The sequence below is a fragment of the Pseudorhodobacter turbinis genome (genome assembly GCF_005234135.1).
Lineage (GTDB): Bacteria > Pseudomonadota > Alphaproteobacteria > Rhodobacterales > Rhodobacteraceae > Pseudorhodobacter > Pseudorhodobacter turbinis.
In genome coordinates, this window is the sequence record NZ_CP039965.1 from 933,137 (window position 1) to 946,670 (window position 13,534).

13 protein-coding genes are annotated in these 13,534 nt (G+C 59.5%); 10 read left to right on the forward strand and 3 right to left on the reverse strand.

Annotation, left to right across the window (positions count from 1 at the left end):
- Positions 1-2 precede the first annotated feature (2 nt).
- The gene (locus tag EOK75_RS16955; RefSeq protein WP_137195198.1) at positions 3-458 is read right to left on the reverse strand and encodes a nucleoside deaminase; all 456 of its coding nucleotides are present in this window, start codon (positions 456-458) and stop codon (positions 3-5) included.
- Positions 459-599: 141 nt separating this feature from the next.
- Here EOK75_RS16955 and EOK75_RS16960 point away from each other — a divergent pair, with 141 nt between their 5' ends.
- The 10 genes from EOK75_RS16960 (at position 600) to dtd (ending at position 9,627) form a co-directional block, all read left to right on the forward strand.
- Positions 600-1,484: a pseudouridine synthase gene (locus tag EOK75_RS16960; RefSeq protein ID WP_137195199.1), complete on the forward strand. Its 885-nt coding sequence runs from the start codon at positions 600-602 to the stop codon at positions 1,482-1,484.
- Between the two features lie 128 nt (positions 1,485-1,612).
- Positions 1,613-1,819 carry a hypothetical protein gene (locus EOK75_RS16965; protein ID WP_137195200.1) on the forward strand — a complete coding sequence of 69 codons (207 nt, stop codon included), beginning with the start codon at positions 1,613-1,615 and terminating at the stop codon, positions 1,817-1,819.
- Positions 1,819-2,694: a 5-bromo-4-chloroindolyl phosphate hydrolysis family protein gene (locus tag EOK75_RS16970; protein ID WP_137195201.1), complete on the forward strand. Its 876-nt coding sequence runs from the start codon at positions 1,819-1,821 to the stop codon at positions 2,692-2,694. The genes EOK75_RS16965 and EOK75_RS16970 overlap by 1 nt, the downstream gene beginning before the upstream one ends.
- Before the next feature lie 33 nt (positions 2,695-2,727).
- Entirely contained in the window at positions 2,728-3,924 is a 1,197-nt protein-coding gene (locus EOK75_RS16975) for a toxic anion resistance protein (protein WP_137195202.1), read from the forward strand.
- 15 nt (positions 3,925-3,939) lie between these two features.
- Entirely contained in the window at positions 3,940-4,917 is a 978-nt protein-coding gene (locus EOK75_RS16980; RefSeq protein WP_137195203.1) for a DUF2927 domain-containing protein, read from the forward strand.
- A 10-nt stretch (positions 4,918-4,927) separates the two neighbouring features.
- Complete coding sequence (locus EOK75_RS16985) at positions 4,928-6,037, forward strand: SPFH domain-containing protein (RefSeq protein ID WP_137195204.1); 1,110 nt, start codon at positions 4,928-4,930, stop codon at positions 6,035-6,037.
- A gap of 1 nt (position 6,038) precedes the next feature.
- On the forward strand, positions 6,039-7,142 hold the full coding sequence (locus EOK75_RS16990) for a TFIIB-type zinc ribbon-containing protein (protein WP_137195205.1): 1,104 nt from the start codon (positions 6,039-6,041) through the stop codon (positions 7,140-7,142).
- A 150-nt stretch (positions 7,143-7,292) separates the two neighbouring features.
- Positions 7,293-8,249, forward strand: a complete 957-nt coding sequence (locus EOK75_RS16995) for a phosphoribosylaminoimidazolesuccinocarboxamide synthase (protein ID WP_137195206.1) — start codon at positions 7,293-7,295, stop codon at positions 8,247-8,249.
- Positions 8,250-8,269: 20 nt separating this feature from the next.
- Positions 8,270-9,187 (forward strand): carbohydrate kinase family protein, encoded by a 918-nt coding sequence (locus EOK75_RS17000; protein ID WP_137195207.1) that lies wholly within the window; start codon positions 8,270-8,272, stop codon positions 9,185-9,187.
- Complete coding sequence (dtd, locus tag EOK75_RS17005; protein WP_137195208.1) at positions 9,184-9,627, forward strand: D-aminoacyl-tRNA deacylase; 444 nt, start codon at positions 9,184-9,186, stop codon at positions 9,625-9,627. Before EOK75_RS17000 ends, dtd begins: the two co-directional genes overlap by 4 nt.
- Positions 9,628-9,630: 3 nt before the next feature.
- Here dtd and EOK75_RS17010 read toward each other — a convergent pair whose 3' ends face one another.
- A complete protein-coding gene (locus tag EOK75_RS17010) occupies positions 9,631-11,520 on the reverse strand; it encodes an acyl-CoA synthetase (RefSeq protein ID WP_137195209.1) in 1,890 nt (629 codons plus the stop codon).
- A 140-nt stretch (positions 11,521-11,660) separates the two neighbouring features.
- Complete coding sequence (locus EOK75_RS17015) at positions 11,661-13,445, reverse strand: ABC transporter transmembrane domain-containing protein (protein WP_137195210.1); 1,785 nt, start codon at positions 13,443-13,445, stop codon at positions 11,661-11,663.
- Positions 13,446-13,534 lie beyond the last annotated feature (89 nt).

Here is a 13,534-nt window from a genome sequence, read left to right on the forward strand (position 1 = left end):
GTTCATCCATCGCGCCGTTTGGCGAAAAAATCCCGCAGCATCGCGGTGGAATCCTCGGCCGCGATACCGTCATAGACCTCGGGCACATGATGGCATTGGGCGTGCGAAAACACACGCGCGCCCACCTCTACCCCGCCGGATTTCGGGTCAGAGGCGCCATAGTAAAGCCGCGCCACCCGCGCCCCTGCAATCGCGGCGGCACACATCGGGCAAGGTTCCAGCGTGACGTAAAGATCATAGCCCCCCAACCGCTCGTTTTGCAAAACCTTACAAGCCGCGCGGATCACCAGCATCTCGGCATGTGCGGTCGGATCGTGCAGCTCTCGGACACGGTTGCCGGCACGCGCCACCACGCCGTGCGGGCCAACCAGAACGGCCCCCACAGGCACCTCGCCGCGCAGGCCCGCCGCGCGCGCCTCTTCCAGCGCGATATCCATATATGAGGTGAATCCGGTCATGCCACAGCCTTGCCTGCCTTGACAGAAAAACTCAATCCCCCCTTGCTCCTAAAAGCCAAACGAAATATCCTGAGGGTTCGGGGATAATTGATCTCCGGCGCTTTGCCACGTCGCGATGACGTCGCCAGAAAAGGCCAGCCCATGACCACACCCCCAAATCCCACCCCCGCAGGCGACCGTATCGCCAAGGTTCTGTCGCGCGCAGGTGTCGCCTCTCGCCGTGAGGCCGAGCGCATGATCGCCATCGGGCAGGTTGCGGTGAACGGCAAGGTCATCGATAGCCCCGCGCTGAACGTAACCGACCGTGATCGCATCACCGTGGACGGCCAACCGATTGGCCAGCCCGAACCCGCACGGCTGTGGCTTTATTACAAACCCGACGGGCTGGTGACCTCTAACAGCGATGAAAAGGGCCGTGACACGATCTTTGACCACCTGCCCGAGGATCTGCCCCGCGTGATGTCGGTTGGCCGGCTTGACCTCAACTCCGAAGGGTTGTTGCTGCTGACCAATGACGGCGGCCTCAAGCGCAAGCTGGAGCTGCCCTCAACCGGGTGGCTGCGCAAGTACCGGGTCCGCGTGAAAGGCAACCCAACCGAGCCCGATCTGGACCCGTTGCGCCGCGGCATCACCATCGACGGAGAAAAATTCCAGCCGATGATCGTGATCCTTGACCGTATTCAGGGTGCAAATGCCTGGCTGACGGTGGGCCTGCGTGAAGGCAAAAACCGCGAAATCCGGCGCACCATGTCCGCGATCAACCTGACCGTTAACCGCCTGATCCGTATCAGCTATGGCCCGTTCCGCCTTGCTGATATGACACCGGGCATGGTGACCGAGGTGAAGGGCCGCGTTCTGCGCGACCAGCTTGGCCAGCGCGAAACCCCTGAGGATGCCGTGGCCCCAAAACCCCGCCCCAATGGCCCGCGTATCGCCAAGCCGGCCCCCGCCGCCAAGCCCCCGACGGGCAAACCCGGCCCAAAGCGTGCAGGAAAACCGGCACAACCCCGCCCGCGCCGCGCCTAAGGCCCCGAAAATCGAAAATTTCCCCGCGATGCGCACTGGCAAGCGAGGCATTGCGCGCTTATAGTCAACCATAGCAGGAGTTTTCGACCACAGGCCCCTGCAAAACTGTCCAAGCCGGAGGCTGACCGATGATTGTAATGTTGCTCAGGGTGATCATGGTTTTGATACCCTTCGCGCTGATCATATTTGTCGTGGCCAAGGTACAGGGGGCAAAATCCGCCCCTCAAACCATCGCCGCGCCTGCCCAATCCAGCCCGCTTTTTGGCTTGCAGACCCTGTCCTTTTGCCTGCTTGCGGCGCTGACGCTTTATGTCGCAACGATGGAGGTGGTTTGATGGGGCAACGCTTTGGTGGGAAATACAGCCCGAACGGCGATCAAAATAAAACTGCCCGCGCACCAAACCCCTTTGAGGGCAAGCGGCGCAGCAAGGCCGGATTAAAAGCCAACCTGCTGTTTATCTTGCCACTGCCCTTTGCCTGGAATGCGTTTCAGGGGGAGCCGACCGCGTTGATCTACGGGCTTATCGCCTTTGCCATGATGATTGGCGGGGCATGGATGACGCGCGAAGGGCTTTTCGCGCAAGAGGCTTATGACGCACGCGGCGTTGCGCGCAGGCCTGCGCTGCCGCGCAAGGCAATCGGTGCGCTGTTGATCGGTGGCGGGCTTGGTGTCGGCATGTTGATGGCGGGGCAATCCTCTGTCATCGCGACGGTTATTGCCACGCTGGGGGCGTTTTTGCATATCGGCGCTTTCGGCTTTGACCCGATGGCCGACAAAGGCATCGCGGGCGTCGACAGCTTCCAGACCGACCGCGTGACAAAGGCGATCGACACCGGCGAGGGCCATCTGACGGCGATGAAAGCTGCCATCACCCGTGCCCGCGACCATCAGCTTGAACGCCGCGTCGATCGCTTCTGCGATATTGCGCGGCAGTTGTTTCGCACCGTCGAAAGCGACCCGCGCGACCTGACGGCGGCCCGAAAATACCTTGGCGTCTACCTGCAAGGCGCGCGCGATGCGACGGTCAAATTTGTTGATCTCTATAGCCGCAACCGCGACCCGAACATCCGCGCCGAATATGAATCGCTGCTGAACGATCTGGAAACCAATTTCGCCAGCCGCACCACTGCCCTTTTGTCCGACAATCACAGCGATCTGAATGTCGAAATCGAAGTCCTGCGGGAACGTCTGGCCTTTGAGAACCGTTAATCTGCGTCCGCGCATTGAATAGTGAGAGTACTGATGGCCCAATCGACCCAGCAAAAAGCCGCTGCCGCTTTGGCAGAAGTTGAACAAGTCACCGCCGTGATCTTGCCCGAGCCGGGCCGCGAGGTGGTCACACTAGAGGCAGCCGCCCCAGCACATGCCGCGGAAATCCAGCGACGGATGGCCGAGATTAATATCGACAACACCCAATCCATCATCTCTTTCGGCTCCTCTGCGCAGGCAGAACTGCAGGTGATTTCCCAAGCAATGTTGGCCGACGTCAAAAACAAGGACGTGGGGCCAGCGGGTGACAGTCTGCGCAAGATGGTCGGCACCATTCGCGGATTCTCCGTGTCCGAGCTTGACGTGCGCCGTGATCGGACATGGTGGGAAAAACTGCTGGGTCGCGCCGCGCCCTTTGCCAATTTCGTTGCGAAATTCGAAGGGGTTCAGGGCCAGATCGACGACATCACCGAAACCCTTTTGGGCCATGAGCATACGCTGCTTAAGGATATCAAATCGCTTGACGTGCTTTATGACAAAACGCTGACATTCTATGATGAGCTGGCGCTTTATATTGCGGCGGGTGAGGCCAAGATCAAAGAGCTGGACGCCAAGGATATTCCGGCAAAAGAGGCCGAGGTCAAAGCTGCACCGGAAGAAAAACAGGTGATGAAAGCGCAAGAGTTGCGCGATCTGCGTTCGGCCCGCGATGATCTGGAACGTCGCGTCCATGACCTCAAGCTGACGCGGCAGGTCACGATGCAGTCGCTGCCCTCGATCCGTCTGGTTCAGGAAAATGACAAAAGCCTCGTGACCAAGATCAACTCCACCCTCGTCAATACCGTGCCGCTGTGGGAAACCCAGCTGGCGCAGGCGGTCACCATCCAGCGATCCCGTGAGGCTGCGCAAAGCATCCGCGCCGCAAATGATCTAACAAATGAGCTACTGACCTCAAACGCCGAAAATCTGCAACAAACCAACCGTATAGTGCGCACAGAAATGGAGCGTGGCGTGTTTGATATCGAAGCAGTGAAATCGGCCAATGCGACGTTGATCGCCACAATCAACGAGAGCCTCACCATCGCGGATGAGGGCAAGGCCAAACGCGCCGCCGCCGAGGAGGAGCTGGTGAAGATGGAGCATGAGCTACGCGACACCTTGGCCGCGGCCAAGGGGCGCAAGGACGGTTTGGGCGATACAGTTGGCACCAGCACACCCGGCCGGAAATAAAGGATACCAAACAGGATGGCCCGCGCGCCTTTTTCCCTGATCCCGCCCGCAAATACTTTGAAAGGGGCGATCATTATGATCGCCTCTGCCGGGTTTTTGACGGGCTGCGTAACCTCCTCTGGCCCCCAGGATCGTGCCACGCAGCCGCCCCCCGCAAGGGTTTTGCCGCCCGAAGAGGCATCCCCCTCTCCCGCCAGCAAGGCCCTGCGTAGCTATTACGCCGGTGTGCAGGCCGAACTTCTGTCCCAAGGGTTGATGCGCACGGACACCGGCGCCAAGGATGCCCCTTTTTCGGCACGTATGCTGGCAAATAACTTTGCCCGTATCGCATTTTTCGATGAGTTCGACAGCTCTTCCGGCAGGCTGGTCGCACGCAGCACCGAAAAACGTCTACGCCGCTGGCAAAAGCCTGTGCGCGTGGGGTTGAACTTTGGCGAGGCCGTTCCGCAAAAGCAGCGCGCGATTGAACGGGCGCGGGTCCGCTCTTTTCTGGCACGGCTGACACGGCTGACGGGCCATTCCATTCAGCTGGCAGACAGCGGCGTGAACTTTCACCTGCACATCCTGAACACGGATGAAATCAAGTCCATTGGCCCGACAGTACGCCGTACCGATCCCAGCATCGGCGAAGCAGAGCTGGACTCAATCATCAACATGCCGGAATCGACCTATTGTCAGGTCACCACCTCGATCGATGACAGCACCAGCTTGATCGAACGCGCCTTTGCCGTCGTCCGCGCCGAGCATCCCGACCTTTTGCACCTGTCTTGTTTGCATGAGGAAATCAGCCAAGGTCTTGGCCTGCCCAATGACAGCCCGCAGGCGCGTCCCTCCATCTTCAACGACGATCAGGAATTTGCCCTGCTGACCCCGATGGATGAGATGATGCTGCAAATGCTCTATGACAAACGCCTTACGCCCGGCATGACGCTGGCAGAGGCCCGCCCCATTATCGACCAACTCGCCGAATCCCTTGTCGGCGGCGACAGTTAAGGAGCCACAGATGGTATTCGACTTTCTCAAAGGCCAATTTATTGACGTCATCGCATGGACGGATGACACCCGCGACACCATGGTCTGGCGATTCGAGCGCCACGGAAACGAGATTAAATACGGCGCGAAACTGACAGTCCGCGAAGGTCAGGCCGCCGTGTTCATCCATGAGGGCCAATTGGCCGATGTCTTTGGTCCCGGCCTTTATATGTTGGAAACCAACAACATGCCGGTGATGACCTCGCTCCAGAACTGGGATCACGGGTTCCAATCGCCCTTCAAATCCGAGATTTACTTCATCAACACCACCCGTTTCAACGATCTGAAATGGGGCACTAAAAACCCGATCATGACCCGCGATCCGGAATTCGGCCCCGTGCGCATCCGCGCATTCGGCACCTATTCGATGCGCGTCACCGATCCGGCCCGCTTCATGACCGAGATTGTCGGCACGGACGGCGAATTCACCGCCGATGAGATCAGCTATCAGATCCGCAACGTGATCTTGCAAGAGATGAGCCGCGCGCTGGCCGCAAGCCAGATCCCGGTGCTGGATATGGCCGCCAATACCGCCGATCTGGGCAAGCTGGTTGCCACCGCGATCAACCCGCAAATCGCGGAATACGGCCTGTCCCTGCCAGAGCTTTATATCGAAAACATCTCTTTGCCCGAGGCGGTGGAGGCCGCGATGGACAAGCGCACCTCGATGGGCGTCGTCGGGGATCTGGACCGCTATATGAAATTCAACGCCGCCGAGAGCATGTCACAACCCGGCTCGGCAGCAGGTGCTGCGATGGGTGCGGGCATGGGCGCCGGTATCGGGATGGGCATGGCGCAAAGCATGGGGCCTTGGGGCGCTGTGCCAGCCCAAGCGCAACCCGCACAAATGCCGCCCCCGCCGCCACCCCCTGCACCCGAAAAGCTGTGGCACACCGCCAAGAACGGCACGACCGCGGGACCATTCTCACGCAGTCACCTTGGCCGGATGATTACCGAAGGCAGCTTTGCCCGTGACACGCTTGTCTGGACCGCGGGTCAGGATGGCTGGACTGCAGCTGGTGAGATTTCAGAACTAGCACAGCTGTTCACCGTCGCCCCGCCACCACCACCCGGAGCGTAAGGTGAGCGCAGAGCACGACCGGCGCTGGCCCTGTGACAGCTGCGGGGCAGAGCTGCGCTTTGCCCCCGGTCAGACCCAAATGCGCTGCGACCATTGCGGTAACGTGCAAGATATCCCCGCAGCTGCGGTGCATGACCGACACGCAGCCTTGGTGGAACATCCGCTGGCGCAGGGGCTGCGCAACGACCTGCCACAAACCGCGATGGAAGAGCCGCAGACCACCCGATGTACGAATTGTGGTGCATTGGTTGAGTTCGAAGGGGCAAAACATGCCACCGCATGTCCATTTTGTGCAACCCCGCTGGTTATCGGCACCGGCACAAACCGTCAGATAAAACCCCAAGCCCTGATCCCGTTTCAACTGGACGAACGTACGGCACGTGATGCGATGGGCAAATGGCTCGGCAGCCTTTGGTTCGCGCCGGGCGGGCTGGTGGAATACGCGCGCAAAGGGCGCACGCTCTCGGGGCTTTATGTGCCCTATTGGACCTTTGATGCGGCGACGCAGTCGCGTTATTCCGGTCAGCGCGGCACCTATTATTATGAGACCCGCACTGTCACCGTCGTGGTGGATGGCAAGCGACAACAGCGGCGCGAACAGGTCCGCAAAACCCGCTGGCGGTCCGTGTCAGGCCGTGTGGCCCGCGCCTTTGACGATGTCCTTGTGATGGCGGCGCAAAGCCTGCCGCGCAACTATACCCGAGGGTTGGAGCCATGGGATCTGGGCGCGCTAGAGCCCTACCGCGCCGATTATCTGGCGGGATTTATGGCCGAGGGATATACGATCAGCCTTTCGGATGGCAATGGTCAGGCAAAAGAGATCATGGCGCAGGTGATCACACGGGATGTGGCGCGTGATATTGGCGGCGATGAACAACGCATAAGTGCGGTGGAGACCAACCATAGCGCCGAGACTTTCAAGCATATCCTGCTGCCGATCTGGATGGCGGCCTATAAATATAATGGCAAGACCTATCGTTTTGTGGTGAACGGACAAACTGGCAAAGTGCAGGGAGAGCGCCCCTATTCGGTCTGGAAGATCACATTTGCCGTGCTGGCTGGCGCCCTGTTGCTGGGCGCCTTTGCCTATTTCGGCCAACAATAGCAAAAACCGCGCTTGTGGGGCATTGAGCCCCCCTGCGCACGGATTGCCATGGATGACCGCAAGCGACAGGCTAAATCAGTCAAAAACCCGTGCAAAGATTGACTTTGGTGCAATCCCGCCCGATAGAACGCAGATCAACAGGAGGCCCCGATGATCGACCTGACCCGCATCCTCAACGATGCCCGTATTCCCGAACTTCCGAATCCCTATTTCGGCAAGGTCAGGGATTGCTATGATCTGCCCGACGATCGCCGGATCCTGATTTCCTCGGACCGGATTTCGGCCTTTGACCGTATTCTTGCGGCGATCCCGTACAAGGGACAGGTTCTGACCCAGACCGCGCGGTACTGGTTCGATCACACGGCCGACATTTGCCCCAACCATGTTCTCGAATATCCCGACCCGAATGTGGTGATCGGCAAGCGGCTGACTATTTTGCCGGTTGAGATTGTTGTGCGCGGATATCTTGCGGGAACCACCGGCACCTCTATCCTGACGCTTTATAAAAAGGGTGCGCGGCAGATGTACGGGCATAACCTGCCCGATGGGTTGCGCGACAATCAGGCATTGCCGACGCCGATCATCACCCCCACCTCTAAGGCGTTTGACGGCGGCCATGACGAGCCGATGACAGCAGATGAAATTGTCTCTCAGGGGCTGTTGACCGCCGCGCAATGGGAGCAAATCTCCGCGATCTCTCTTGCGCTTTTTGCCCGAGGGCAGGAAGTGTCGGCCAAGCGCGGGTTGATTTTGGTGGATACGAAATACGAATTCGGCACCGATGCCGAGGGCAACATCATTCTTGCCGATGAAATCCATACGCCCGACAGTTCGCGCTATTGGCTGGCGGATGGCTACGCGCAGGCGCTGGAAAGCGGCAGTCGCCCGCCCTCTTTTGACAAGGACGTCATCCGCGCATGGGTTGCCGACCGCTGTGACCCCTATCACGACGAGATCCCCGAGATCCCAGCGGATAAGATCGCGGCGACCGCCCAGACCTATATCGATGCCTATGAAGCGATCACCGGCCAGCAGTTTGTCCCCGATACATCCGACGCAACGCCACTGGACCGGGTCCGCGCAAACCTTGCACCTTATTTCACCTAAGCGCCGTTAGGAGCCTGACCATGATCTTATGTTGCGGCGAAGCCTTGATCGACATGCTCCCTCGGGAAACCCAAGCGGGAGAGGCGGGTTTTGCCCCCCACGCGGGAGGGGCGGTGTTCAATACGGCCATCGCCTTGGGGCGTTTGGGCGTAAGCACCGGATATTTTTCGGGCCTGTCCACGGATCTTTTCGGACAGATTTTGACCCGCGCGCTGGCCGCATCGAATGTTGATATCACGCTCGCGCCACTTTCAGACCGGCCGACCACTTTGGCCTTTGTCACGCTGAAAAACGGTCAAGCTACCTATGCCTTTTATGATGAAAATACGGCGGGGCGGATGCTGGCCCCCGAGGATTTGCCAACCCTGCCAGATGACATCAAGGCGTTGTTCTTTGGCGGTATTTCTTTGGTGAATGACCCTGCGGCCAGCAGTTTTTCCCTGCTTCAACAACGTGCCGCCGACCGTATCACCATGATCGATCCCAACATCCGGCCCAGCTTTATCACCGATCAAGCCGCCTACCGCGACCGCATCAACACGATGCTTGCCCGCGCCGATATTGTAAAGATCAGCGATGAGGATCTGCATTGGCTTGAAGGGGCGGGCGATCCGCAAGCCCTTGCGCAAAATCTGTTGGCGCGCGGGGCCAAGCTGGTGTTTCTGACCGAAGGGGCCGCAGGCGCGCGCGCGATCACCGCCACGCAGAACCGTTTTGTTGCCGCCAATCCGGCTAAGGTCGCCGATACCGTCGGGGCGGGGGATACCTTTAACGCAGGCGCGCTTGCCGCACTGCACGGTGCCGGCGCCCTTTCCAAAGCTGCAATCACCGCCCTGTCCGACAGCACGCTGGATGCTGCCCTTTCGCTGGGCAATCGCGCCGCCGCTGTAACCGTCTCGCGCCCCGGCGCAAACCCACCGTGGAAGCACGAACTATGAGGGCACTGTTACAGCGCGTCCATAGTGCCGCCGTCAAGGTTGATGGCGAAACCATTGGCGAGATCGGCCCCGGCTTGCTGATCCTGATCTGCGCCATGCAGGGCGACACAGAGGCACAGGCCGACCAACTGGCCGCCAAGATCACCAAGCTGCGGGTTTTCAAGGATGATGCCGACAAGATGAACCTGTCGCTGAAAGACACGGGCGGCAGTGCCCTGATCGTCAGCCAGTTCACGCTGGCGGCCGATACCGCGCGAGGCAACCGCCCCGGCTTTTCGACCGCCGCACCGCCCGAAGAGGGCCGCCAACTTTACCAACACTTCATCGGCGCGATCAAAGCCCTCGGCATCCCCACGGCCGAAGGCTCCTTTGGCGCGGATATGGATGTCAGCCTGACCAACGCCGGGCCGGTTACGATCTGGCTTGATACCGCCGGCTAGGGGTCAAACCCATTCCCACGGGCGCACAAACCCGCCCAGAACGGCGGTAACGGCCTCATCTGTGACCCCGTCAACGCGCCCGATCTGTGCCACCAGCCCGCGCTTTTTATCCTCGATCACCGCAACCACCTTTACGCCCAAACCGGCCGAGGCAAGCGCCTCATTATAGGTGCGGGTGATGGCAAGGCGACGCAGATCAGGCTTGAAAACCTTGCCAACGGCGGTTTTCGGTAGTTCGTCCAAGATCTCGATAACTTTAGGCACGGCCGCGCGTTCATGGATATATTTGCGTGCGTGTTCCATCAAAGCTTCAACCGTTACCTCGGCCCCCGTGACCAGCTCGACATATGCACAAGGCACCTCGCCCGCATGTGCATCTGGTTGGCCAATCGCGCCGACCATTGCCACGGCATCATGGCCTGCAAGGGCTTCCTCAATCTCGGCAGGGTCGATGTTATGGCCGCCGCGAATGATCAGATCCTTGGCGCGGCCGGTGATGAACAAATAGCCGTCGGCATCAATCCGCCCCAAATCGCCGGTACGAAGATAGACCTCCTCGGCAAAGAGGTTATGGTTTTTATCCACCTCGGTATAGGTGGAGCCGGGAAAGACACCGGGGTTGGCCACGCATATCTCACCCACCTGATCGATACCGCAATCGACAGGGTTATCGGCGGCGTCGTGATGCAGGATGCGCACATGTGTATAGGGCAATGGAATCCCGACCGATCCGATTTTCTTTTTACCTTCCGGTGGGTTGCATGATACCAGACAGGTGCATTCGGTCAGGCCGTAACCCTCGATTATCTCCACGCCAGTGGCGGCCTCGAACCGTTTGAACAATTCCAACGGCAAGGGGGCAGAACCTGAAAATGCGCCGCGCAAGCTGCTGACATCGGCATCCACAGGGCGTTGCATCAAGGCCGAAAGCGCCGTTGGCACGGTGATCATATAGGTAACCTTCCAGCGTTCGACCAGCTTCCAGAAGTTGTCGAAAACACCGTCGCCGCGATAGCCTGCGGGCGTTGGAAACACGACATGCCCGCCCGAGGCGATCATCGACATCAAAATCGGATAGATCGCGAAAACATGGAACATCGGCAGCGGACAGATCACCACGTCTGATTGCTTGAAAATCAAGCTTGCCCCCAGCCAGCCGTTATAGACCATGCCTGAAACCTTGTGCTGCGCGACCTTGGGCATGCCGGTGGTGCCGCCGGTGTGGAAAAAGGCCGCGACACGGTCCTCCAACACATCGTCAAAGATAAGGTGGTCCGAGGGTTGGCGCGCGCATTCGGCATTGAAGTTCCGCACACGGGCGTGATGTTCCACCGGGTTTTTCGGTCGGATCAACGGCACTATCCAGCTTTTGGGCGGCGAGAGGTAACGGTTGAGGTCAATCTCCAGCACGTTCTTGACGTCGGGCGCGTGGCGAACGGCCTCGGCAACCTTTTGCGCCACATCGGTTTTTGGAAAAGCCTTCAGCGTGACAACCACTTTCGCGCCCGTCTCGCGCAGGATAGAGCTGATCTGATCGGCATCCAGCAAAGGGTTGACCGGATTGACAATCCCCGCCACAGCGCCGCCCAGAACGGTCACAGCCGTTTCCAGACAATTGGGCAGAATGAAGGCCACAACATCATCGCGCCCGACACCAATATCATGAAACAGGTTCGCCGCTTGGGTCACGCGCGCATGATATTGCGCCCATGTGAGTGTCTGCGCGCGATCCTTGACGCCCGACATCAATTGAAAGCTGACGGCAGGTTGATTGCCATGCGCATCGCGCGCACGGGTCAGGAACTGATAGATGGATTTAGCGGTATCCCGCTCCTCCCAAGGCAATTCATTCTCAATGGCATCACGGTCCACAACCGATGCAAAAGCCTTCATTTGCTATCCTCCCAACAACCTGAGCGCCTGCACGTCTTGCGCAGCATTATATCAAGGATGCTGGCATTTTGGTGGCCCTGCAAGCAAAGACAGCCCTAAATACGCAACGTTATAGGAAAATTTGCCCGATCAACCGAAGTTCAGCTTTGCCCGTCGGTGAATTGCAACCGCGCCAAACGCGCATATAGCCCGCCCGCTGCGACCAATTCATCATGCGTGCCCATGGCCACAATGCGCCCGTGATCGAACACCACAATACGGTCGGCCTTTTTTACGGTGGCAAGACGGTGCGCCACGACCAAGGTCGTGCGGGTTTTCGCCAGCTCGTCCACTGCGGCCTGAACGGCGCGTTCGCTTTCGGCGTCCAGCGCGCTTGTCGCCTCATCCAGCAACAGCACCGGCGCATCGCGCAAAATAGCGCGGGCGATGGCGATGCGCTGCTTTTGCCCACCTGAAAGCATCACACCACGTTCACCAACAAAGGTGTCATAGCCATCCGGCAGGGCCGTCAGGAATTCATGGGCGGCAGCGGCGCGGGCGGCGGCCTCAATCTCGGCATCGCTTGCCTCGGGGCGGCCAAAGCGGATATTCTCGCGGGCCGAGGCCCCGAAGATCACCGGGTCTTGCGGCACAAGGGCGATCGCACGCCGGAAATCATCGCGTTTAAGATCGGTCAGCGCCAAACCATCAAGGGTCACGCGGCCCTCTTGCGGGTCATAGAACCGCTGCAACAGTTGCAAAATCGTGGTCTTGCCTGCGCCCGACGGGCCAACAAGTGCCACCGTTTCCCCCGGTTGCACCACCAAATCCACACCGTCCAGCGCGCTGGTATCGGGCCGCGCAGGGTAACGGAAGGACACACCCTCAAAGGTAATCGCGCCTTTGACAGGGCGCGGCAGGGCCACAGGATTGGCAGGATCATTCACGGTATCGACAGCCACAAGCAGCTCTACCAGCCGCTCCGTCGCGCCCGCTGCACGCTGCAACTCACCCCAAATCTCGGATAGCGCGCCAACAGCGCCGGCCACCATCACCGAATAGATCAGAAATTGCACCAGCTCGCCCGGGCTCATCACGCCGGACTGTACGTCACGTGCACCAATCCAAAGCACACCGACAACACCCGCAAAAATCAGAAAGATCACGATCATGGTCATCACGGCCCGCGTTCCGATACGGCGTTGCGCCGAGGCATAGGCCGCCTCTGTCACCTTGGCAAAAGCGGCACGGGTCGGACGCTCATGCGTAAAGGCCTGCACGGTTTGCACCGACAAAAGCGCCTCGGATGCACTGCCGGAGCTGGAGGCGATCAGATCTTGATTTTCGCGGCTAAGGACACGCAAGCGGCGGCCCAGCACGACAATCGGGATCACAACCCCCGGCACGATCAGCAACACCAACCCTGTCAGCTTGGCCGAGGTCAGCAGCAGCGCCACCATCCCGCCCAGAAAGATCAGGAAATTGCGCAGGGCAATGGACACCGACGACCCGATCACCGAAAGGATCAACGTGGTATCGGTGGTCAGTCGGCTCAGGACTTCGCCGGTCATGATACGCTCAAAGAAAGCCGGGCTCATCCCCATGACTTTATCGAACAGGGATTTGCGGATATCGGCGACAACCCGTTCGCCCAACCGTGTCACAAGATAATAGCGCGCGCCCGTGCCCAAGGCCAACAAGATGGCCACACCAAGGGCAGCCGCGAAATACTCATCCAACAAGGCTGCATTGTCAGAGGCGAAACCATCGACCACACGCCGCACCGCCAAAGGCAGCGCAAGCGAGACGCAGGCCGTCACGATCAAGGCGCCAATCGCGCCCAAAACCAAGCCCCGATACGGGGCCAGATAGGGAACGAGGCCTCGCAGTGCCCCGACCTTCTTGGATTTTTCTCGCTCTTCTAACGATGGTGCGCCGCGTGCCATATCTTTTTGCCTTCCCGTCAACCCCTTCCCCTTTATGCGCTCAATGGCCCGGTCGCAAGCAGCCCGATTGCCGCGCCCCCTTTCCCTTG

Coding starts and splice junctions, on each gene's coding strand:
- EOK75_RS16970 (WP_137195201.1), top strand. CDS start 1,819: ATGGGGCAACGCTTTGGTGGGAAATACAGCCCGAACGGCGATCAAAAT.
- EOK75_RS16955 (WP_137195198.1), bottom strand. CDS start 458: ATGACCGGATTCACCTCATATATGGATATCGCGCTGGAAGAGGCGCGC.
- EOK75_RS17000 (WP_137195207.1), top strand. CDS start 8,270: ATGATCTTATGTTGCGGCGAAGCCTTGATCGACATGCTCCCTCGGGAA.
- EOK75_RS16960 (WP_137195199.1), top strand. CDS start 600: ATGACCACACCCCCAAATCCCACCCCCGCAGGCGACCGTATCGCCAAG.
- dtd (WP_137195208.1), top strand. CDS start 9,184: ATGAGGGCACTGTTACAGCGCGTCCATAGTGCCGCCGTCAAGGTTGAT.
- EOK75_RS16975 (WP_137195202.1), top strand. CDS start 2,728: ATGGCCCAATCGACCCAGCAAAAAGCCGCTGCCGCTTTGGCAGAAGTT.
- EOK75_RS16985 (WP_137195204.1), top strand. CDS start 4,928: ATGGTATTCGACTTTCTCAAAGGCCAATTTATTGACGTCATCGCATGG.
- EOK75_RS16980 (WP_137195203.1), top strand. CDS start 3,940: ATGGCCCGCGCGCCTTTTTCCCTGATCCCGCCCGCAAATACTTTGAAA.
- EOK75_RS16965 (WP_137195200.1), top strand. CDS start 1,613: ATGATTGTAATGTTGCTCAGGGTGATCATGGTTTTGATACCCTTCGCG.
- EOK75_RS17015 (WP_137195210.1), bottom strand. CDS start 13,445: ATGGCACGCGGCGCACCATCGTTAGAAGAGCGAGAAAAATCCAAGAAG.
- EOK75_RS17010 (WP_137195209.1), bottom strand. CDS start 11,520: ATGAAGGCTTTTGCATCGGTTGTGGACCGTGATGCCATTGAGAATGAA.
- EOK75_RS16995 (WP_137195206.1), top strand. CDS start 7,293: ATGATCGACCTGACCCGCATCCTCAACGATGCCCGTATTCCCGAACTT.